Consider the following 22,376-nt stretch of genomic DNA (forward strand, 5'->3'; position numbering starts at 1 on the left):
ATTTTCGTACGTAGCTAATCAGAACTTTACTTATTAAGTATTGTTTTTAAAATCATATGCTTTATGTTCTTACGAAATCGGGTGATTAGCGTAATGATAATTATACCGAAGAGAATTGTCCATATGTGTTGCCTTAGTATTTGGAAGATCTCTTCTAAATTTTCACCTAACCAATAACCACCGATTAAGAAGCAGGATACCCAAAATAGAGCGCCTGAATAAATTGTTATCGCAAAGCGGCGAAATGGTAAGTTGATAATTCCTGCAAAGTATCCTGTGAAATGACGGACACCTGGAATGAAAAAAGCGATAAAGATTAGAAAGTAGCCGTATTTATCGAACCACATTTTTGTTAGATTAATTTTTTTTGGGGTTAAAAATACATATTTCCCGTACTTCTGAATGAAGGGCATGCCTAGTTTATTTCCTACAAAGTATTGGAAGGTCATACCTACACTTGTCCCAATGAAAGATAACACAATTAAAATGGGTAGACTCAAATCACCTTGGTGTGATAAAAATCCTGCATAGGCTAATGTAGGCTCCCCTGGAAACGGAAGTGCAATATATTCTAAAAGTAAACCGACAAGTACTACATAATACCCATATTGCTGAAATAATTCGTGAATCCATTCCATGTTGTGCTCTCCTTTTTAAGTGAGTTCTCTCTATTTAAATCGACTTGAACCAATAATAGCGTTCATACTTAATATAGCTCTTTGCTAAGTAGCAAAGAGCATGGAAATGTACATATTACTATGAGTTAAAGTTATAGCGGTACAAAAACACGTTGAAATCTTCTTTTGGTCCAAAATTAACTGCTTTTTCTTGTATACGCTGGAAGTTTTGTCTGTCATAAAATGCATAGTTGCATGCGTTATCTGTATATAAATATAAAGATGTTACCTCTTCTTTTTTCATGTATTGGAACAAATCGTTTAATAAATATTTTCCAACACCAAGACCTCTCGATTCTTCAGAAACGATAAATAATTGTATACAGCCTTGAAATTGATCTTCTTTTCCTTGTATGAGTTCTTTATATGTTTTTTTTACTTTTATAAATGCTTTTAAGAATTCCTTATTCTCTTTATTCGTTAGGGATAGTTTCAGCGTGTTATAGGCAAAGCTAACGGTGTTATGAAATCTCTTTAAACGTTTTTTATCTTTTTCAGAATCGCCTAAAATGACACCGATCACTTTATTATCTTTTTCAGCTACTTTACTGAAGGAACTGCCTAAAATACAACTGTGTAAATAAAAGTTTAATACGGAGTTTAAAAATTTTTTATCTGTAATAAATTCATTAAATCCAAATGCTTCACCGATTAAATGTTTTATAGGCTCATAGTCTTCCTTAACAAGACTTCTATATGTTACTGTGCTCATAATTGTATACTCCCTTTATTAATGTAAATGACTTATTATAAATAGTAAGGTCTCCTCTAAGGGGAGAGTCAATGGTTGTATGCAAAAAAATATAAAGGAAGAGATGCAAATGAAAAAGTTATTTTCTATTGGAGAAGTTGCAAAAATAAAGGATATTACGATAAAAGCGCTAAGATACTATCATAAGATGGGGATTCTTATTCCAAAGCATATTGATGAATCAACGGGGTATAGATATTATTCGATAGATCAATTTATTCACATTGATATTATAAAAAGCTGTAGAGAGCTGAACACAAGTATAGTAGAACTGCAAGAGATCTTTAAGGAATGTAATACGGATAAATTACTGCGATTTTTACAAGTGAAGAGAGAAGAAGCGGAAGATGATATAAAGAAAATGAAAGAGGTAATGGAAACGATTGATGACTTACATGCGAAAGTAAGGAGTTCGCAGGAAATATTAAAGAATGATGAAATCTCTATTGGATTTTTTGAAAAGCGTTATGTCGTTGTTGCGCCTTGTAAAGAAGTAGGGAGTTTACAGGAGTTACTGTATTATTCCGATTTAGAGAAAATCGTACAAAATTATGAAGAGAAAATGGAAATGGAGATGGGAATTCTCTACAATGTAAATGAAAATTGGAATGTAGAACCGAAGTATGTTTTTAATAAAGTACGAGATGATGTACATATGGAAGAGATGCAAAATATAAAAGTGTTACCGAGCGGGAAATATATAACGTTAGCGTATAGTAAAGAGAATGAAGAGGAACGTAGAAATACTATGATTAAATATATAAAAGAAAATAATATAGAAGTGGAGAGTTTTATTGAAGTGGAGTTAGTTAGTGATGTCTTCAATGCAGAGACATATAGTTGTCAAATCCAAATTTTTATAGGGGATAGTGAGAATAAGAAATTTTGATGCTATACATTTAGGGAGGCGATCCAAAAAGCCTACTTACTTAATAAGAGAGACCGTCCCTAAAAATGGGACAGCCTCATTGAATCGTATTATTTACGTGAAAATCCTTCTTCATCAAGGTATTCCGCAGCTTCTGGGTAAGAGTTGAATGTACCGTCTAAGTTTACACCAGCGTACACGTTCCACATATCGTCCTCTTGAATAAGAGTTAGGATGTGGCCGTCTTCGTTCTTCCATTCTTCTTCTGCAGCAGGTTCCATTGGTGTAACAACTTCTTCTGGCTCCTGTGATAGACGTTCAATTACTTTTTCAATTAATGAACGCAGTTCTTCTTCTGAAAACTCACGGATGTTAATCATACCTTTATCATCTGTTTTATAACCTTTAATACCACTTGCATATACAAAGCCGTTTCCATTTGGATGTAAATGATAAACAACGTTCTTTTTATCTAAACGACTTTCTTCAAAGTGAAAGTTCACGCGTTTTAATGATACGTTCTTTCTTTCTAATTCAGGGAAAGATTCAATGATCGATAATTTTTCTTCAAAAGTTAGCATAGTGCCTCCAAATATATAATAAAAGATTTAATTTATCTATTATAGCATAGTTATAATAGTTTCCAAAGATGCGGTAGGCACTTGCAATTGAATGCGTTTACGTCACGATACTGTAAAAAGTGGACTAACGAATGTATCTTTTTAGGTGTACAATGGAAAATGGACTTTATATGAAGGTGGTTATTATATGTTTCAAAAAATAGCAAAGGAATGTTTAGCAGGTTTTACTGTTGCGATTGTTGCGTTGCCACTTGCCATTGCATTTGGTATTGCTGCAACGGGAACGTCTGAGGGAGCATTAGTCGGATTGTATGGTGCGATTTTTGCAGGTTTATTTGCGGCGTTATTTGGTGGTACACCTGGGCAGGTTACGGGGCCAACTGGGCCGATTACGGTTATTGCAACAGGAGTTATTGCGACGCACGGATTAGAGGCGAGTTTTATAGCCTTTATGATGGCGGGACTGTTTCAAATTTTATTCGGTGTATGTAAGCTTGGATCTTACGTGAGGTACATTCCGTACCCTGTCGTTTCAGGATTTATGAACGGTATCGCATTAATTATTATTTTAGGTGAAATGAAACATGTGCAAAATAGTTTTCTACTTGTCGTATTAACGATTATCGTAATGGTTGTTTCTGGAAAATGGATTAAGGCAATTCCATCTAGTTTAGTTGCATTAGTTGGTGTGACAGCTATGCTTCCTTTATTTTCTTCTGCGTTAGAAGGACTTACAGTGAAGTTACCGATTATCGGAAACCTGTCATTAAATAAGGTGATTGAAAAGATTGGAACGATTCCAGAAGCGATGCCGACGCTTCATATTCCATCTTTAAGTGGAGCAGGCATAGCAGAACTTATTTTACCAGCGCTTAGTATTGCTTTATTAGGATCGATTGACTCGTTGTTAACATCGGTCGTAATGGATAATGTGACGGGTACACGTCATAAAAGTAATAAAGAACTGGTCGGACAAGGTATTGGTAATATGATGAGCGGATTGTTTGGCGGATTAGCAGGGGCAGGTGCGACTGTACGATCTATCGTAAATATAAGAAGTGGCGGTAAAACGGCGCTTTCAGCAAGTATGCATAGTGTTATATTATTTATTTTCATTATGGGACTTGGATCAGTCGTGCAATACATTCCGCTTGCTGTATTATCAGGTATTTTAATTTTAACAGGTGTTGGCATGTTTGATTGGGAAAGCATGAAGAAAATGCATGTAGCACCAAAAGGTGATGTCATAGTTATGCTCGTAACGATGGTTGTCACAGTGAAGTTTGATTTAATGATCGCTGTTGCGTTCGGAATTATTCTTTCGTTCATTATATACATGGTGAAATGTAAAGAACGTAAAGCTTCTATTGTAAAAGAAAAGGAAGCGACGTATACGATTCAAGGACCGCTCTCCTTCCTATCAGTAGACCGTATTTTTACTACTTTACAAGATGTGAAGTCACCGATTGTTTTACGTATGAAAGATGCGCGCTATATGGATGTATCCGGAGCTATGGCGTTATTGAACTTTATTGAGCAGTCGGATAAGTTAGGAGTGAGTGTGACACTAGAACAAGTGCCTACTCATATTGAAAAAACGTTAGTAACGATGGCGAGTAATGAGCAGAAAGATAAATTACAGTTTGTAGAAGCTGATGTTATGTAAGGAAATGCCCTCGTATGAGGGTGTTTTTTTATTGCGCTTAATATCTGTATATTGCAATTTTTTATGATTATTGACATTTATTAATCTTAGCAGTATAGTAACATTTTAGATTAGGTATGTGATATTATAATAATGTATATGAATTTTGAGATTCCTTTTTTTTCAGAAGGAAGAGCTTTAAGCTGGAGGGAATAATTGATGTACAAACAGTTACCACACGGAGTGAAGATTGGGATTACACGCTCAATTGTTGTTTCTTTTGAGAAGTATATGAAAGAAATTGAATGGAACGAAGAAAAGTTTGATATGCAACAATTTGTTGAACAGTGGAAACAGTATTTATACACAAAATCAACTTGGATCAATAAAGTAGATGACGAGTTGAAAGGACATCCAGATTTCCATCAAGCGTTAGCAATGAAAGTAAATGAAAAAATTAATGAGTTTATTAATGAAAAACCGAGCGAAGAGCAAGTAGAGCAATTAACGAGAAATAAAGTGAAGCATGCAGATGAAATGTGCAAATTAGAAGCTGAATATCATATTGAACGTTTATTAGTAACGAAATAAATTTTACATAAAGAAAAAGCCTGTCCGAAGAGATATGATGACCATCTTTTTGAACAGGCTTTTTTGTATGAAAAAAGAAGAAGAGAGGCAGCTTCGGAAGCAGCCTCTCTTTATGATTAGTCTTGTGGTACAAGTGCTTTCCAAGAAGATAGGTCCATATCTTCTTTTAATATAGATGAAGCAGGGAAGACAAATGACCATGGTTTTGTAGTGTTTGTTTTAATTTCAAGGTTAGGTAATGTGAAAGCGCCTTTAACAACAACTGCACCCGTGGCATCCTCAATATGAAGAGGAAGTTGCTCTAGTTGAATGTTGTCTTTACAACCGTTACGAATAAGAAGCGTTGTATGTAAATCACCGTTTTCTTTTCTTGCAGCTTGCAGGCCTAGGAAGTTAATTTCACCTTCGCTTGGAGGTGTTAAATTGTCTACGAAATTACGTAAAGCTTCTTTGCTTGCTTCAGGTAACTGAGCTTCCCAAGATGGATCTAAATCTAATCCATGCTTGCTTTCAAGTTCAAAAGCTAATTCCCAATCTGTTTGCGATAATGCAGCATCTGTAATTGACTCTTGCTCAAATGTAAAAATAAATGGCATATTTACATTTGCAGGAATATCTCCTAATGCAGAAAGGTTAAATGTTTTGCGTGCGCATAGTTTCTTCTCTTTATTTAGAAGAATTAATGTAACCTCTTCGAAAGAAATTGGTTTCGGAACAGTGCTGCGAATAAATACAGCTACGTCATAACCATTATTACGCTTTTCAATCTCAATTCCAGATAAAGAAATTTGATATTCTTGTAAACGTGGTAGTTCTTTATGTAAAAATTGATAAATGTATTTTTGCTCTTGTGCTACTGCACCCCAGCTAGGGTGGAAGTAAAGCGTTGGTTTTACAGTTTTATTTTCAGTATTTGTTTCTTCTTGTCCGAATAATTGATTACTAGAGACAGTCGTATCTTTTCCACTTTTCTTAGCTCTTTTTAGGAATGATAACATAATCTTTCACCTCGTTATTGTACGTTTTCAGGAACGCCTAAATGTCTTGCAACATAGCGGCACATTTCTTTTTCGAAATTACCATATGTGTATAAAAAGATATCTAAACCTTCTTTTTGATAAAGACGAGTAGGGTCTTCTTGTTGATATTGTCTTAGCCCGATGCCTTCTTTTAAGTGGGTCATTGCATCTAAGTGATTAACCCAGTTCTGATCTAGGAAATGAAGGGCAACATATCGTAGCGACTGTTGTAAATCAGTATTGCTATTTAGCTCATTTACGAGCTCTTTATAAAGAGATAATGTTTCTTTCAAAACGGATTGTAAATCTTCCGGTGAATGTACATTATTCGCTGATAGTGATGGTATATTTTCTACTGGTAAAATTTCGTTTATATTTGCTGTTAAACGAGCAAAATCCCATTCTTCCGGAAGCATACCTTCTAAAAGATATTGATTAGAAATGGCTTCTACAGCATGATCAATCATTGGAATAATAATTTCAATCATATTTGTATCTTCTTGCAACAAGTTATTACGCAATTTATAAATAACGTTACGTTGGTCATTTATTACATCATCTAACTTTAAATTGTACTCACGCATTGAGAAGTGGCTACCTTCACAAATTAATTGTGTACGGTTCACGAAGTCATGCACTTTTGAAGTTAGAATAAGTCCTGTTTCATCTGTTTTCAGTGATTTAGTTAATTTCTCGACTTCTTCCTGTGCGAAACGTCGTAACATTTCATCTTCTAAAGAAAGGAAGAATTGAGAGCTACCTGGGTCACCTTGGCGACCAGCACGACCTTTTAGCTGATTGTCAACGCGTCTTGATTCATGGCGTTCTGTCCCAATTACATGTAATCCGCCAATTTCATGAACACCCTCACCTAGTAAAATATCAGTACCGCGTCCGGCCATATTCGTTGCAATTGTAATTTGTCCTTTTCGTCCAGCAGTTGCGATTAAATCGGCCTCTTGCTCTGCGCTTTTCGCATTTAATAATTGATATGTAATATTTGCTTCATCTAAGTAACGAGCAACGGTTTCTGATTGTAAAATAGACATCGTTCCAATTAAAATCGGGCGTCCTTGTTTATTGTGTTTTAGAACATCTTCACGTACAGCTTTATATTTAGCATCAGCTGTTACGTACACGACGTCATTTTTGTCTTCACGAATGATAGGACGGTTTGTCGGAATCGGCATAACTTCCATGTTATACACTCGGTTAAATTCTTTTTCTTCCGTTTTTGCTGTACCTGTCATACCAGATAATGCTGGATACATACGGAAGAAGTTTTGAATTGTAATGGACGCCTGTGTTTGGTTTTCTTCAGTGATTTCTAGACCTTCTTTTGCTTCAAGAGCTTGGTGTAAACCGTCACTTAAAGAGCGACCATCCATAACACGGCCCGTGAAAATATCTACAAGTAGAATTTTTTCATCATGTACAATATAGTCAACGTCACATTGGAAAGCGACATGAGCTCGTAATGCTTGAATCATATAATGATATAAAGTTTGATGCTCTAAATCATATAGGTTCTCGATATCGAATAAATCTTCTATTTTTGTAATACCGTCTTCTGTAAAACTAGCAGATTTCGATTCTGCATCGTACGTGTAATGAAGGGTATCCTGGAATGATTTAATAACTTTGGCACATAAATAGTGTAAATCAGAGCTGCTTGATTTCTTACCAGCGATAATAAGAGGCGTCTTCGCTTCATCAATTAAAACGCTGTCAATCTCATCGATAATAGCAAAATGATAGGGACGTTGTACCTGCTCATTTTTTGAAGTAGCCATATTATCGCGTAGATAGTCAAAGCCAAATTCTGTTCCAATACCATATGTAATATCAGCTTCGTAAGCAAGTTTCTTTTCGGCAGGATCGATTTGAGGAATATTCAATCCAACCTTTAAACCTAGAAATTCATGAACTTGGCCAATCAATTCTTTATCTCGTTTTGCTAAATAGTCATTTACAGTAATAACGTGAACGCCTTTTCCTTCAAGCGCACGTACGTATGTTGGAAGAGAAGAAACTAATGTTTTCCCTTCGCCAGTTGGCATCTCTGCAATATTACCTTCTAATAGTACAAGACCACCAATTAACTGCACATCGTAGTGACGTAATCCAAGTACACGTTTTGCCGCTTCACGTACAACAGCGAACGCCTCTACTTTTATATCATCCACTGTTTTTCCATCATGTAGCATGTTTTTAAATGTGATCGTTTTATTACGTAATTCTTCATCAGATAAATCAGATAGTTTTTCTTCTAGATTATTAATGTCTTGAACAAGTTGTTCATATTTTTTTAGTTTTCTCTTTTGAGAATCTCCTAACAGCTTTTTTACCGAATTCAGCATGTTGTAAACACTCCTCTTACTGACAATAGCTACATTATAGCACATGTTTATACTGAATAAGTAGAAGTAGTAAATTGAAGAAAAAACTGGATAGAAATAAGAAGTTATTGCACATACTATATTTAAAACCTAGAAAGAAAGAGAGTATTCAATATATAAGAAATTTGGTATGATAGCTAAATGAGATAAAGTGAAATTTTTCAAAAAAGAGAAGAATATAGCTATCTCGTTTTATGATGTAGTATGTATGGAAATTATATATTGAAAGAAAAGAGCTAGAAAATGAATAATAAGTTTGTGAAAGGCGCTGCGATTTTAACGATTACAACGTTTTTATCGAAAGTGTTGGGAAGTTTTTTTCAAATCCCATTACAAAATATAGCAGGAGATGAAGTGCTTGGGATCTTCCGCCTTGTTTTTCCTGTATATATGATAGCTTTAACTTTATCAGTAGCGGGAGTACCGCTAGCTATATCACAGTTAATCGCTGAACTTCATGAGAAGAATGATAAAGATGGGATTGCTAAACTATTTACGTCAGCATCTATTATTGGAGTAATATTTGGGGTGCTTGGATTTTCGGTTATTATGATTGGATCAAGTATGTTTGCAAATATGCTTGGTGGACAAGATACGAGACTCCCATTAATTGTTACTTCGTTTGCTTTATTAATCGCACCATATATGGCGGTATATCGAGGGTATTTCCAAGGTTTCGGAGATATGATTCCTACCGGGGTGTCACAAGTAATTGAGCAGTTCATTCGTGTTTTCTTTATGTTAGCAATTGCATTCTTATTTGTATATTGGAATAAAGAGAGTGATGTTGTAACAGGCGGTGCAATGATTGGTTCTTGCCTTGGGGTAATTACGTCACTTATCTATTTGAGATTGAAGTATGTAAAAAGTATATATCGTTATAAAAGTAATACATATTCACTGCAAGATTTTAAAGATAATGCCCAAAAAATACTTCGGGTTTCGATTCCAATTGCAATTGGAGCATTATCGATGCCGGTGTTAAATTTAGTTGATTCTGTAACGATTCCACATATGCTACACGGATCCACTACAATGATTCAAGAACAATTTGGTATATATAGTCGTGGCTTTGCGTTTACACAATTAATTGTCGTGTTCGCAAGTGCGATGGTATTTCCGTTAATCCCATTGTTAACTGCTGCATTAACAAAGAAAAATATGGCGTTAGCAAAACAAACAATTGAACGAACAAATGAGCTTGCTCATGTTTTAACAACACCGATAACAATCTGGCTCATGGCACTTGCAATCCCGTTAAATGTTGGATTGTTTACAGATGCTAAAGGGAGCGGAATGTTAGCTATTTTAATTGGTAGTTCGTATTTCACATCACTTATGGTATTATCAATAGGAATTTTGCAAGGAATTAACCGTTCTAAGCAAGCGGCGTGGATAGTTGTTGGAGCGAGTTTTGTAAAAGTCATATTAAATATAGTACTCGTAAGTCAATTTGGCATAACTGGTGCGGCTTATAGTACACTTATCATATATATCATGATTTGTATCGTAAATTATATATACATTCGAAAAGAATTGGCTTATTCGATTCGAGTGAGGAGATTTTTTGCTGTCATTGGAGTATCTAGTATAGTAGGTATAGGATTGTATTTCACATCTACTTTCATAAATGTGGTAGATTCTAGACTTATTGCAATACTATATAGTGGTTTAGCATTTTGTGTGGCCTTATTCATATATGGCATATGCGCATTAAAGTTGAACTGGATATCAAAAAAGCAAATTCCATTTTTACGTAAGTAAATTTGTTCATAAATGAGTATGGCTATTTATATGTTTGTGAAAGAAATCAATTTAAAGTTATCCAACTTTTCTTGTTAAGAGTTGATAGCAATTTGTTGAATGACAAAAAGTTGATTGCGAAATGTTGGAGGAGATTAAGAGTGCGGTTAGTTTTATCAGGATATTATGGTTTTTATAATGTTGGGGACGAGGCAATTTTGCAATCAATTATTAAAGCGCTACATGAAGAGGATCCTACTCTTGAGCTTGTTGTACTTTCGAATGACCCCGACTATACAAAAAAAATGTACGGTGTAGAGGCAGTAAATCGCTGGGATATAAGAGCGATTTATAAGGAAATAAAGAGAAGTAATGGCTTAATTAGTGGAGGGGGAAGTCTCCTTCAAGATAAAACGAGTATTAAAAGTATTTTGTACTATACAGGTATTATGCGGATTGCTCGTTTTTTGAAGAAGCCGTATTATATTTATGCGCAAGGAATCGGCCCAATTACGAAAAGACAAAATCGTTTATTAGTGAAGTGGCAAGTATCAAAAGCGGAATATATATCAGTTCGTGATGAAGATTCATTTTTGTATTTAAAAGAAATTGGTATTAAGAAAGATATCGAACTAGTTCCAGATCCAGTATTGGCATGTCAACCAGAAGGAATGAAATCGGAGTGGCTGCAAAAACATTCGATTCAAGGGAAAGTAATTGCAGTTAGTGTGAGGTATTGGGATGCGAAAGAAGATTATATGAAGAAGCTAGCAGATACGCTGAAAAAATTTAAGCGTGATGGATACCATATTTTATTCGTACCAATGCATGGACCGTTTGATCAAAATGCATCACGCGATATTATTAATTTAATGGGAGAAGAAGCTCATATGCTTCCGTATAAGCTGGATATTCATGAGAAAATTGCAATTTTGTCGGAATGTTCGCTTCTAATAGGTATGAGACTTCATGCGCTCATACTATCTGCGGTTGCTAATATCCCTATGGTTGGTATTTCATATGATCCAAAGATCGATTCATTTTTACAACAAGTCAATCAGCCGATCATCGGAAACGTAGATGGTGACTGGACAGCTGAAACTTTGTATAATGTGGCAACGAAGCAACTAGAACAAAAAGAATATGTACAAGAAACGTTGGAACAAAGAGTAGAAGAATTGCGAGAGCAAATTTCAACAGCGTCTCGATACATCATAAGTGACTTGAATTCAAAAGAGTTTAAAAAAAGAGGAATGGAATCTTAATTTAAGAGGACATCCTCTTTTTTATTTTTTGAAAAAAGAAAATGTCGAAAGAAAAAAATATATTTGTAGAAAAATGTCGAATTACGCAAGTGGTTGTAAACTTATGCTCATAAAAAAGAAGTTTGAGAGAGAAGATGTACGTTTAAAAATCCTAACATTAATATATAGAGAATGTTAGGATTTAGCGTTTTATTTAGTAAATTATAAGAAAATAGGTATGGTAATTTCGAAAAATCTGATCGTAATAAAAATGTCGGATTATAGAAAAATATAGTGTCGATTAATGTCGTAATATCTTCATAGTTAAATATTGAAATTGGAAAGGTTTTTCTGTTATAGTTGTAAATGGTTATAAGAAGATTGTTAAAAATGTAATTCTGACGCGTTTTCCTATTTATTTAAAATATTCTGATTTTGTAATCTGAGTCTTTTAAAATGAAAGTCGAAAAAACGATCGCTTAGAATTGTGAAAATTCACTTTTTTGTCGAATTTAAGGTTTTAAATTGGATGAAAAGGGTGTATGATTTCTTTATGATTCTGTAATACGGAATATTCTATTATTCTGTATAAAGAATACTTTAACCACATTTATATCTACTAGTTTCAAAAATAAATAGAATATCTATTTAAAACATTATGGAACTAGTATTACATTCCTAAGGAGGAAATATATAAAATGGCAAAGACTAACTCTTACAAAAAAGTAATCGCTGGTACAATGACAGCAGCAATGGTAGCAGGTGTTGTTTCTCCAGTAGCAGCAGCAGGAAAATCATTCCCAGACGTTCCAGCTGATCACTGGGGAATTGATTCTATTAACTACTTAGTAGAAAAAGGCGCAGTTACAGGTAACGATAAAGGAATGTTCGAGCCTGGAAAAGAATTAACTCGTGCAGAAGCAGCTACAATGATGGCTCAAATCTTAAACTTACCAATCGATAAAGATGCTAAACCATCTTTCGCTGACTCTCAAGGCCAATGGTACACTCCATTCATCGCAGCTGTAGAAAAAGCTGGCGTTATTAAAGGTACAGGCAACGGCTTTGAGCCAAACGGAAAAATCGACCGCGTTTCAATGGCATCTCTTCTTGTAGAAGCTTACAAATTAGATACTAAAGTAAACGGTACTCCAGCAACTAAATTCAAAGATTTAGAAACATTAAACTGGGGTAAAGAAAAAGCTAACATCCTAGTTGAATTAGGAATCTCTGTTGGTACTACAGCTGATAAGTGGGAGCCTAAGAAAACTGTAACTAAAGCAGAAGCTGCTCAATTTATTGCTAAGACTGACAAACAGTTCGGTACAGAAGTAGCAAAAGTTGAATCTGCTAAAGCAGTTACAACTCAAAAAGTAGAAGTTAAATTCAGCAAAGCTGTTGAAAAATTAACTAAAGAAGACGTTAAATTAGCTAACAAAGCTAACAACGATAAAGTATTAGTTAAAGATGTAAAATTATCAGAAGACAAAAAATCTGCTACAGTTGAATTATATAGTAACTTAGCTGCTAAACAAACTTACACTGTAGATGTAAATAAAGTTGGTAAAGTAGAGGTAACTGTAGGTTCTCTAGAAGCAAAAACAATTGAAATGGCTGACCAAACAGTTGTAGCTGATGAGCCAACTGCATTAAAATACACAGTTAAAGATGAAAACGGTACGGAAGTTGTTTCACCAGCGGGTATTGAATTTGTAACTCCAGCTGCAGAAAAAATTAATGCAAAAGGTGAAATTACTTTAGCAAAAGGTACTTCAACTACTGTAAAAGCTGTTTATAAAAAAGACGGTAAGGTAGTAGCTGAAAGTAAAGAAGTAAAAGTTTCTGCTGAAGGTACTGCAGTAGCTTCAATCTCTAACTGGACAGTAGCAGCAGAAAAAGCTGATTTCACTTCTAAAGACTTCAAACAAAACGATAAAGTTTATGAAGGTGACAACGTTTCTGTTCAAGTAGAATTAAAAGACCAATTCAATAACGTGGTAAATAACGTTAAAGCTGAATATGAGTCATTAAATACAGAGGTAGCTGTAGTAGATAAAGCTACTGGTAAAGTAACTGTATTATCTGCAGGAAAAGCACCAGTAAAAGTAACTGTTAAAGATTCAAAAGGTAAAGAACTTGTTTCAAAAACAGTTGAAATTGAAGCTTTTGCTCAAAAAGCAATGAAAGAAATTAAATTAGAAAAAACTAACGTAGCGCTTTCTACAAAAGATGTAACAGATTTCAAAGTAAAAGCTCCAGTACTAGATCAATATGGTAAAGAGTTCGCAGCTCCTGTAGAAGTGAAAGTACTTGATAAAGATGGTAAAGAATTAAAAGAACAAAAATTAGTAGCTAAATATGAAAATAAAGAATTAGTTCTAAATGCACATGGCCAAGAAGCTGGTAAATATACTGTAGAATTAACAGCTAAATCTGGTAAAAAAGAAGTGAAATCTAAACTAGCTTTAGAATTAAAAGCTCCAGGCGTATTCTCTAAATTCGATGTTCGTGGTTTAGAAAATGAATTAGATAAATACGTTACTGAAGAAAACAAAAAGAACGAAATGGTAGTTTCTGTTCTTCCAGTAGATGCTAATGGTTTAGTTTTAAGAGAGAAAGAAGCAGCAACACTTAAAGTTACTACTACAGATAAAGATGGTAAAGTAGTGGATGCAACTTCAGGTCAAGTAGCTGTAAATGATGCTGCTGGCACAATTACTGTAGGAAATGAAGCAAAAGCTGGTGAAACATATAAAGTAACTGTAGTAGCAGACGGTAAGCTAATCACAACTCATTCATTTAAAGTTGTTGACACAGCACCTGCAGCTAAAAAATTAGCAGTAGATTTCACAAGCACATCTCTTAACGAGGTTGCTCAAGGTAGCGAATTAAAAACTGCACTTCTAAATATCCTATCAGTTGATGGTGTTCCAGCAACAACTGCGGGTGCAACTGTAACTGACGTGAAATTTGTTTCTGCAGATACAAATGTTGTAAGTGAAGAAACTGCTAAGTTTGGTACAAAAGGTTCTACTTCAATCTTTGTAAAAGAACTTACTGTTAAAAAAGGTGAGCAAACACAAAAAGTTGAGCTTGACAAGCCAGTACGAGTAGATGTTTCTATTAAAGAAGTAAAAGAAGTAAAATAATAATTATTAAAGCCTATGAGAAAATAGACAAAAGTCTATGAGTATCATAGGCTTTTTATTTTGATCTTATTTCATATATATTTTAGATTGAAGGGGAGGGTTTTATTGAGAAACAAATCAAAAGCGCTTTCAAAAATAGAAGAATACTTCATTGATATGTAAATTATTTGTAAATTAACACCTGTTTTTGTTAAAAAAACATTCGAAAAGAAGAATAAAATGTCGAAATATAATATTTTTAGTCGTATGCAGTCTGAAAATTGTATTTATTGTAAAAAATATTTAGATGATGAAGTGGAAATATGTGCTATAATTCCAATTGTGTATTCGATATGAAAAATATACGAAGCGCAGTGAGAGTGGTTTATAGGAAAACAGTTTATTCATTTCTATATTTAAGTATTATTGATATCCTAATAGTACAATTAAAAGACTGAATTATCAGAATGTGTCGAATCTTCTTTTGAGAAAGTTCTTGATAACGAATGGTTTTGTATAGTATGATGAACTTGTTTCAGAAAATGGTATTTAAACCTTATATTTACATCTAACGGTTTGTATCATTTTATTATGTGAACTACTTTTCATTATAGTATTTTTGTTTATGTTTTTATTGTTTTATGGCTTTTCTAACTAGCTAGTTTTCAAATTTAATATGATATGAAACTAGTAGCATATTCCTGAAGGAGGAAATTTATAAAATGGCAAAGACTAACTCTTACAAAAAAGTAATCGCAGGTACAATGACAGCAGCAATGGTAGCAGGTGTTGTATCTCCAGTAGCAGCAGCAGGTAAATCGTTCCCAGACGTTCCAGCTGGACATTGGGCAGAAGGCTCTATTAACTACTTAGTAGATAAAGGTGCAATTACAGGTAAACCAGACGGTACATATGGTCCAACCGAGTCAATCGATCGTGCTTCTGCAGCTGTAATCTTCACTAAAATTTTAAATTTACCAATTGATGAAAATGCTCAGCCTTCTTTCAAAGATGCTAAAAATATTTGGTCTTCAAAATATATTGCGGCAGTTGAAAAAGCTGGTGTCGTTAAAGGTGATGGAAAAGAAAACTTCTATCCAAATGGAAAGATTGACCGTGCTTCATTCGCGTCTATGTTAGTAAGTGCTTATAACTTAAAAGATAAAGTTAGCGGAGAGTTAGTTACAACATTTGATGATTTAAGAGATACTTGGGGTGAAGAAAAAGCTAACATCCTAATTAATCTTGGAATTTCTGTAGGTACTGGTGGTAAATGGGAGCCGACTAAATCTGTATCTCGTGCAGAAGCAGCTCAATTTATCGCATTAACAGATAAAAAATATGGCAAAAAAGATAATGCACAAGCATATGTAACTGATGTGAAAGTTTCTGAACCAGCGAAATTAACATTAACAGGTACTGGCTTAGACAAACTTTCTGCTGATGATGTAACTCTTGAAGGAGACAAAGCTGTTGCAATCGAAGCAAGTGCTGATGGTAATTCTGCAACTGTAACACTTGGTGGTAAAGTAGCCCCAAATAAAAATCTTACTGTAAAAGTGAAAAACCAATCATTCGTAACGAAATTCGTATACGAAGTGAAAAAATTAGCAGTAGAAAAACTTACATTTGATGATGATCGTGCTGGTCAAGCAGTTGCTTTCAAATTAAACGATGAAAAAGGTAACGCTGATGTTGAATACTTAAACTTAGCAGACCATGACGTCAAATTTGTAGCAAATAACTTAGATGGTTCATCAGCAAACATCTTTGAAGGTGGAGTATCTACTTCTACTACAGGTAAACTTGCTGTTGGCATTACACCAGCTGACTATAAAGTAGAAGTACAAGTTACAAAACGCGGTGGTTTAACAGTTTCTAACACTGGTATTATTACAGTGAAAAACCTTGATACACCAGCTTCTGCAATTAAAAATGTTGTATTTGCATTAGATGCTGATAATGATGGTGTTGTAAACTATGGTAGCAAGCTTTCTGGTAAAGACTTTGCTTTAAATAGCCAAAACTTAGTTGTTGGTGAAAAAGCATCTCTTAATAAATTAGTTGCTACAATTGCTGGAGAAGATAAAGTAGTTGATCCAGGATCAATTAGCATTAAATCTTCAAACCACGGTATTATTTCTGTAGTAAATAACTACATTACTGCTGAGGCTGCTGGTGAAGCTACACTTACTATTAAAGTAGGCGACGTTACAAAAGATGTTAAATTTAAAGTAACGACTGATTCTCGTAAATTAGCATCAGTAAAAGCTAACCCAGATAAATTACAAGTTGTTCAAAACAAAACATTACCTGTTACATTCGTAACAACTGACCAATATGGCGATCCATTTGGTGCTAACACAGCTGCAATTAAAGAAGTTCTTCCGAAAACAGGTGTAGTTGCAGAAGGTGGATTAGATGTAGTAACGACTGACTCTGGTTCAATCGGTACAAAAACAATTGGTGTTACAGGTAATGACGTAGGCGAAGGTACAGTTCACTTCCAAAACGGTAACGGTGCTACTTTAGGCTCATTATATGTGAACGTAACAGAAGGTAACGTTGCATTCAAAAACTTCGAACTTGTATCTAAAGTAGGTCAATACGGTGCATCACCTGATACAAAACTTGACTTAAATGTTTCTAACAAAGTTGAGTATCAATTATCTAAGTACACTTCAGATCGCGTATATTCTGATCCTGAAAACTTAGAAGGTTATGTAGTTGAATCTAAAAATCCAGCTGTAGCTGAAGCTAAGATTGTTGGAAATAAAGTTGTTGTTACAGGTAAAACTCCAGGTAAAGTTGATATCCACTTAACGAAAAATGGTGCAACTGCTGGTAAAGCGACAATCGAAATCGTTCAAGAGACAATCGCTATTGAATCTGTAAACTTCAAACCAGTTCAAACAGAAAACTTCGTTGAGAAGAAAATTAACATCGGTACTGTATTAGAACTTGAGAAGAGTAACCTTGATGATATCGTAAAAGGTATTAACTTAACGAAAGAAACACAACATAAAGTACGTGTTGTAAAATCTGGTGACGAGCAAGGTAAACTTTACTTAGATAGAAACGGTGACGCTGCATTTAACGCTGGCGATGTAGAGCTTGGCTATGTAACAGTATCTCAAACAAGTGATTCTGCACTTCCAAACTTCAAGGCAGACCTTTACGATACTTTAACTACTAAGTACACTGACAAAGGTACGTTAGTATTCAAAGTATTAGGTGAGAAAGATGTTCTAACAAGCGAAATCGGTTCACAAGCTGTACACGTGAACGTTCTTAACAACCCAAATCTATAAGCCGATTATAGATAAAGTGAAAAATCAGTGGGGATTCATCCCCGCTGATTTTTTTAATAGAAAGAAGCCTCTTGTAAAAATACAAGAGGCTTCTTTCTATTTCTTAAACTTAAACATATCCCCACTCAAATTCGAATCACTATACACGAACAATACCATGTTAATATTGTTGTCTTTAATGTATTGATATACATCTTTTTCGTGATAGTGACGCAGGTCGAGGATAGATGTATGTTTAAAGCTTTGTGCTAAGTGTGGCACGATTGCGTTTGCGAATGAGTCTTTTAGGACTAAGGCGCGTACTTCATTTGGTGCATTGTTATTTTCGATGACGATTTCTGGATAGTCGTCTGTGTAATAACCTGCGTATGATGTTGTATCTTTTTGTTTTTCTACGCCGTATATGTCATCTAAGTTTTGGTGAACAGTACCTTTCACATCTTTTGCGGTTACGCTTGTGAAGTTGAAACCGTCTTTCGGTGTGTAGTAGCACAATTTTTCACCATTGGCATCGATGAGTTGGTATAGCTGGTTGTTGAAGCTTCCAACTAAATGTTTATTTTGCGCACATGTACGAGTGTAGTCTTCTTTTTTTATTTCTTTTCCTTTATATATAGAAGATTGTTGCCCGATTGTGTTCATTATATATTGGTAGCCTAAGAAGGCGCCGTCCATATTCCAATGATGATCTGTTTTGAAATACATGTCCTGTATTTCTTCGTTTGTATAGTTCTGTTTCAAGTGTTCCATAACTTTTATTGGCTTTACGTCAGCTGGAAGTTTCTTTAGAAAGTAATTTAAATTTTCCTCTGCATATGTGTGAATATGAGAAGGTAATTTAAATGATAATGCATTCGTTTTTGACGGTGGTAAAGCAAAGTAAAACTCAACGTTTTGTTCTTTTGAAAACTGAGATAAGTCGTTTATAGCAGACATGGATTGGTCAATTTCATTATATTTTTTTGTCCACGCCGGGTTTTTAAGGAGCCATTTATCATCAGTTAAAATAATGTCGTTAATGAGAGATTTGCCCATATTAATTTGAGCAATCGTATAGTTTTTAATAAGCTCATCTCGTCCGATTAGTTGATCATTTGTGTATGTTTCAAAATCTTTAAAGAAGCTACCAGTTAGGAGAGCTTCTTTCGTAAGTGCTGGTTTTTGAGCGAGCGGCCGATTTTCAACTGGTGAAATGTCTCGGTCTGTTTTGAGTAACGATAATATGCCAAATGAAAAGATAATGGTGAGAAAACCGATAGACAGGATGAGGTTCCCCAATTTTTTCATAATAACTTTTCCTTCCTACATCAGTTAAAACCTGAAATAAATAAATGGATTATATGTTGAGTTAATCAAGTACATAACCGAAATCATAAATAATGTTAGTAATAATATAGGACGTACAAATTGCATTGTGAACATATACGTTTTTGGTGCAAGTTCTAGTATGTTTTTAATTCGTTTTAAAATTGGTGTCGCTGCGATAAAGGCGATGATAAATACGATGATGTATTCATGTACGTATAACATTGTATTGTCATCGATGAATGATTGCCCACCTATGCCGAACATTGCTTTTAAATATTGGAACGAGTAAGCGAAGTTGTCAGCTCGGAAGAAGACCCAACCGATCATAACGATTACTAATACGTATGCATGTTGCAGCGGCTTCCATAGTTTGTTTAATATTTTTTCGAATCCAGCTTTTTCAATTGAAATAATAAAGCCGTAATATAAGCCCCAGGCGATAAATGTCCAGCTCGCCCCGTGCCATAAACCAGTTAACCCCCATACGATGAAGAGGTTACGATAATTCGCTAGTTTTGAAACGCGGTTTCCGCCGAGCGGGATATATATGTAATCGCGGAACCAAGAGCCGAGTGTAATATGCCATCTTCTCCAAAACTCTGAAATAGATTTAGAGATGTACGGATAGTTGAAGTTTTTCGGGAAATCAAATCCGAACATTTTTCCAAGTCCGATTGCCATATCAGAGTACCCTGAGAAATCGAAATAAATTTGTAGGGTATAGGCGATAATACCGATCCATGCCGTTCCAACACTTATTTCAGATGGTGGTAAGGCGAAGATTTTATCAGCGACAAATCCAACTTGGTTGGCGATTAATATCTTTTTCGCTAGTCCAAGAACGAAAATTTGAATACCTTCTGTGAATCGTTCAAAAGAATGGATGCGCGTTTTAATTTGCTCAGCGACAATATTGTAACGAACAATTGGTCCGGCAATAAGCTGAGGGAAAATAGAGATATATAGCGCTAAGTTAAGTGGATTTTTTTGAACATCCCCATCTTTACGGTATATATCGATGACATAGGACATCGCTTGGAATGTATAAAATGAAATTCCAATTGGTAGTGGAATAGGTTCCACATGAATAGATAAGTGCAATGCATTGTTTAAGATGTCTGTGAAAAATGAAATATACTTAAAATAAGAAAGTAATAAAATATTTCCGACCACAGCCATAATTAAAAATGTGACTTTCATATTTTTTCGTTTATCATAATGATGCACGAGTAGGCCAAAGCAGTAGTTTAATACGATGGAAAAGAGCATTAAAAGAACGAAACGTGGTTCGCCCCATGCATAGAAAATTAAACTAAATGCAAGTAATACGAAATTACGTAGCTCGGCACGCACTATAAAATAGAGAAATAATACGAGAGGTAAAAAGATAAATAAGAAAATCGAACTACTAAATACCAAAGGACTCTCCTCACTTTTTCGAAATACATTTCGTGCAAAAAAAACCGACATATCTATTATATATTCTTTTATATAATAGTGCCTTTAATATTTTAGCATGTTAATAATTCGATTAAAATAATTATTCTATATAATAGAAGGAAAGCGGTATGGAATCCTTTTGACACCCACTATCTGGATAAGATAAGATGAATAAGGTGTGATTTGTTTAGAAGGGAAGAGATGGTGTGTTATTTAACTCGTTTGAGTTTATTTTTTTATTTTTACCGATAGCATTTCTTTTATATTTTTTATTAAATAAGTTTGGACAAACTACTTTAGCGAAAGCTTGGCTTGTGGCAGCGTCTTTATTTTTTTATAGTTATTGGAACATAAAATATTTGCCGCTTATGTTAGTATCGCTCATTGTGAACTACTTTATCGGAATGAGGCTCGTGAAGCATAAGAGTAAATTTCTTTTAACAGTAGGCTTAATATTTAATATCGGAATGCTTAGTTATTTCAAGTACTATGATTTCTTTTTACAAAATGTGAATTCGTTATTTGGAACTCATTTTACATTATTATCATTAACGTTACCGCTTGCGATTAGTTTCTATACATTCCAAAAGATTGCGTTTTTAGTAGATACATATCGCGGAGAAACGGAGGCATGTCATTTTCTTGATTACGCTCTGTTTGTAACATTTTTCCCGCAACTTATTGCAGGACCAATTGTACACCATGCACAAATTATGCCGCAGTTTGCGGATCGTAGTAAAAAGCGTTGGCAATCAAATTATATCGTTCTCGGTATTTTTGTATTTGCCATCGGTATTTTCAAGAAAGTAGGGATTGCAGACGTTTTATCTCCTGTCGTACGGGAAGGGTTTGATGTACAGCAGTCACTAACCTTTGTTGAAGCGTGGCTTTCATCATTAGCGTTTACATTCCAGTTATACTTTGATTTCAGTGGATATAGCGATATGGCAATTGGGATTGCGTTAATGTTCAATATTAAATTGCCTCAAAACTTTAACTCGCCTTATAAAGCGGTGAGTATACAAGACTTTTGGCATCGTTGGCATATGACATTAAGCCAATTTTTAACGAAATATGTGTATATTTCTCTTGGAGGAAATCGAAAAGGTATTACGCGTACATACGTCAATATTATGATTGTCTTCTTAATAAGTGGACTTTGGCATGGGGCTGGTTGGACATTTGTTTTCTGGGGATTTCTGCACGGATTAGCTTCTGTCGTTCATCGTTTGTGGAATAAAGCAGGAGGGCGCATGCCGGCTTGGGCAGGATGGCTCGTGACGTTTTTCTTCATTAATATAACGTGGGTATTCTTTAGAGCAACATCGATGCATGATGCGGTGAAAGTGTTAAAAGGAATGTTTGGATTTAATGGATTCGAACTAGCAAATAGCGTGTTCCCAGTATTTATTATTGAGAAGCTACAATTTTTAAAAGAGTACGGTGTTTCATTTACTGAAGCATACCATGTTTCATTATTAAATACGGAAATAGTAGCGTATATTTTCGGAGCATTATGTATTAGTTTCTTCTTAAAAAATTCAATTCAGTTAAAAGACTCATTCCGCCCGACAGTATGGACGGCGTTATTTACTGCAATATTACTTGTGTATAGTGTGCTACATTTAACGAGTATTAGTGAGTTTTTATACTTTAATTTCTAGGTGGAGA

The 22,376-nt window shown here is 34.6% G+C and carries 15 protein-coding genes; 8 read left to right on the forward strand and 7 right to left on the reverse strand.

Annotated elements, in window-relative coordinates:
• Window positions 1-26: 26 nt before the first annotated feature.
• Together ATN06_RS04655 and ATN06_RS04660 are read right to left on the reverse strand one after the other, a co-directional pair.
• Window positions 27-638: a DedA family protein gene (locus ATN06_RS04655; protein WP_060629713.1), complete on the reverse strand. Its 612-nt coding sequence runs from the start codon at window positions 636-638 to the stop codon at window positions 27-29.
• Between the two features lie 118 nt (window positions 639-756).
• Window positions 757-1,389 (reverse strand): GNAT family N-acetyltransferase, encoded by a 633-nt coding sequence (locus tag ATN06_RS04660; protein ID WP_060629714.1) that lies wholly within the window; start codon window positions 1,387-1,389, stop codon window positions 757-759.
• Window positions 1,390-1,468: 79 nt separating this feature from the next.
• Between ATN06_RS04660 and ATN06_RS04665 the strand changes: the two genes are divergently transcribed.
• Entirely contained in the window at window positions 1,469-2,317 is an 849-nt protein-coding gene (locus ATN06_RS04665; protein ID WP_060629715.1) for a MerR family transcriptional regulator, read from the forward strand.
• Window positions 2,318-2,406: 89 nt separating this feature from the next.
• On the opposite strand, the gene ATN06_RS04670 is transcribed toward ATN06_RS04665, so the two are convergent.
• Window positions 2,407-2,877: a hypothetical protein gene (locus ATN06_RS04670; protein WP_060629716.1), complete on the reverse strand. Its 471-nt coding sequence runs from the start codon at window positions 2,875-2,877 to the stop codon at window positions 2,407-2,409.
• 187 nt (window positions 2,878-3,064) lie between these two features.
• On the opposite strand from ATN06_RS04670, the gene ATN06_RS04675 reads away from it, so the two are divergent.
• Both ATN06_RS04675 and ATN06_RS04680 read left to right on the forward strand, forming a co-directional pair.
• Complete coding sequence (locus tag ATN06_RS04675) at window positions 3,065-4,543, forward strand: SulP family inorganic anion transporter (protein ID WP_060629717.1); 1,479 nt, start codon at window positions 3,065-3,067, stop codon at window positions 4,541-4,543.
• Between the two features lie 198 nt (window positions 4,544-4,741).
• Window positions 4,742-5,113 carry a hypothetical protein gene (locus ATN06_RS04680; RefSeq protein WP_060629718.1) on the forward strand — a complete coding sequence of 124 codons (372 nt, stop codon included), beginning with the start codon at window positions 4,742-4,744 and terminating at the stop codon, window positions 5,111-5,113.
• Window positions 5,114-5,229: 116 nt separating this feature from the next.
• Here ATN06_RS04680 and ATN06_RS04685 read toward each other — a convergent pair whose 3' ends face one another.
• Both ATN06_RS04685 and secA2 read right to left on the reverse strand, forming a co-directional pair.
• Window positions 5,230-6,111, reverse strand: a complete 882-nt coding sequence (locus ATN06_RS04685; RefSeq protein WP_060629719.1) for an accessory Sec system S-layer assembly protein — start codon at window positions 6,109-6,111, stop codon at window positions 5,230-5,232.
• Window positions 6,112-6,125: 14 nt separating this feature from the next.
• The gene (gene secA2, locus ATN06_RS04690) at window positions 6,126-8,492 is read right to left on the reverse strand and encodes an accessory Sec system translocase SecA2 (RefSeq protein WP_060629720.1); all 2,367 of its coding nucleotides are present in this window, start codon (window positions 8,490-8,492) and stop codon (window positions 6,126-6,128) included.
• A gap of 282 nt (window positions 8,493-8,774) precedes the next feature.
• Here secA2 and ATN06_RS04695 point away from each other — a divergent pair, with 282 nt between their 5' ends.
• The 4 genes from ATN06_RS04695 to ea1 all read left to right on the forward strand — a co-directional run bounded on the left by ATN06_RS04695 (window position 8,775) and on the right by ea1 (window position 17,957).
• Window positions 8,775-10,295: a putative polysaccharide biosynthesis protein gene (locus tag ATN06_RS04695; protein ID WP_060629721.1), complete on the forward strand. Its 1,521-nt coding sequence runs from the start codon at window positions 8,775-8,777 to the stop codon at window positions 10,293-10,295.
• 140 nt (window positions 10,296-10,435) lie between these two features.
• On the forward strand, window positions 10,436-11,539 hold the full coding sequence (gene csaB / locus ATN06_RS04700; protein WP_060629722.1) for a polysaccharide pyruvyl transferase CsaB: 1,104 nt from the start codon (window positions 10,436-10,438) through the stop codon (window positions 11,537-11,539).
• Between the two features lie 677 nt (window positions 11,540-12,216).
• Complete coding sequence (gene sap, locus ATN06_RS04705; RefSeq protein ID WP_060629723.1) at window positions 12,217-14,667, forward strand: S-layer protein Sap; 2,451 nt, start codon at window positions 12,217-12,219, stop codon at window positions 14,665-14,667.
• 701 nt (window positions 14,668-15,368) lie between these two features.
• On the forward strand, window positions 15,369-17,957 hold the full coding sequence (gene ea1 / locus ATN06_RS04710; RefSeq protein WP_060629724.1) for an S-layer protein EA1: 2,589 nt from the start codon (window positions 15,369-15,371) through the stop codon (window positions 17,955-17,957).
• A gap of 96 nt (window positions 17,958-18,053) precedes the next feature.
• On the opposite strand, the gene patB1 is transcribed toward ea1, so the two are convergent.
• Together patB1 and ATN06_RS04720 are read right to left on the reverse strand one after the other, a co-directional pair.
• Complete coding sequence (patB1, locus tag ATN06_RS04715; protein ID WP_060629725.1) at window positions 18,054-19,244, reverse strand: secondary cell wall polysaccharide O-acetyltransferase PatB1; 1,191 nt, start codon at window positions 19,242-19,244, stop codon at window positions 18,054-18,056.
• A 24-nt stretch (window positions 19,245-19,268) separates the two neighbouring features.
• Window positions 19,269-20,684: an MBOAT family O-acyltransferase gene (locus ATN06_RS04720; RefSeq protein ID WP_060629726.1), complete on the reverse strand. Its 1,416-nt coding sequence runs from the start codon at window positions 20,682-20,684 to the stop codon at window positions 19,269-19,271.
• Window positions 20,685-20,911: 227 nt separating this feature from the next.
• On the opposite strand from ATN06_RS04720, the gene ATN06_RS04725 reads away from it, so the two are divergent.
• Window positions 20,912-22,369, forward strand: a complete 1,458-nt coding sequence (locus ATN06_RS04725; RefSeq protein WP_060629727.1) for an MBOAT family O-acyltransferase — start codon at window positions 20,912-20,914, stop codon at window positions 22,367-22,369.
• Window positions 22,370-22,376: the final 7 nt, after the last annotated feature.

Source organism: Bacillus thuringiensis, from assembly GCF_001455345.1.
GTDB lineage: Bacteria > Bacillota > Bacilli > Bacillales > Bacillaceae_G > Bacillus_A > Bacillus_A thuringiensis_N.

Bases quoted from the DNA above. Each gene is read 5' to 3' on its own strand.
- ea1 (WP_060629724.1), top strand. From the start codon at position 15,369: ATGGCAAAGACTAACTCTTACAAAAAAGTAATCGCAGGTACAATGACA.
- secA2 (WP_060629720.1), bottom strand. From the start codon at position 8,492: ATGCTGAATTCGGTAAAAAAGCTGTTAGGAGATTCTCAAAAGAGAAAA.
- ATN06_RS04660 (WP_060629714.1), bottom strand. From the start codon at position 1,389: ATGAGCACAGTAACATATAGAAGTCTTGTTAAGGAAGACTATGAGCCT.
- ATN06_RS04665 (WP_060629715.1), top strand. From the start codon at position 1,469: ATGCAAAAAAATATAAAGGAAGAGATGCAAATGAAAAAGTTATTTTCT.
- ATN06_RS04670 (WP_060629716.1), bottom strand. From the start codon at position 2,877: ATGCTAACTTTTGAAGAAAAATTATCGATCATTGAATCTTTCCCTGAA.
- ATN06_RS04675 (WP_060629717.1), top strand. From the start codon at position 3,065: ATGTTTCAAAAAATAGCAAAGGAATGTTTAGCAGGTTTTACTGTTGCG.
- ATN06_RS04685 (WP_060629719.1), bottom strand. From the start codon at position 6,111: ATGTTATCATTCCTAAAAAGAGCTAAGAAAAGTGGAAAAGATACGACT.
- sap (WP_060629723.1), top strand. From the start codon at position 12,217: ATGGCAAAGACTAACTCTTACAAAAAAGTAATCGCTGGTACAATGACA.
- ATN06_RS04680 (WP_060629718.1), top strand. From the start codon at position 4,742: ATGTACAAACAGTTACCACACGGAGTGAAGATTGGGATTACACGCTCA.
- ATN06_RS04695 (WP_060629721.1), top strand. From the start codon at position 8,775: ATGAATAATAAGTTTGTGAAAGGCGCTGCGATTTTAACGATTACAACG.
- patB1 (WP_060629725.1), bottom strand. From the start codon at position 19,244: ATGAAAAAATTGGGGAACCTCATCCTGTCTATCGGTTTTCTCACCATT.
- ATN06_RS04655 (WP_060629713.1), bottom strand. From the start codon at position 638: ATGGAATGGATTCACGAATTATTTCAGCAATATGGGTATTATGTAGTA.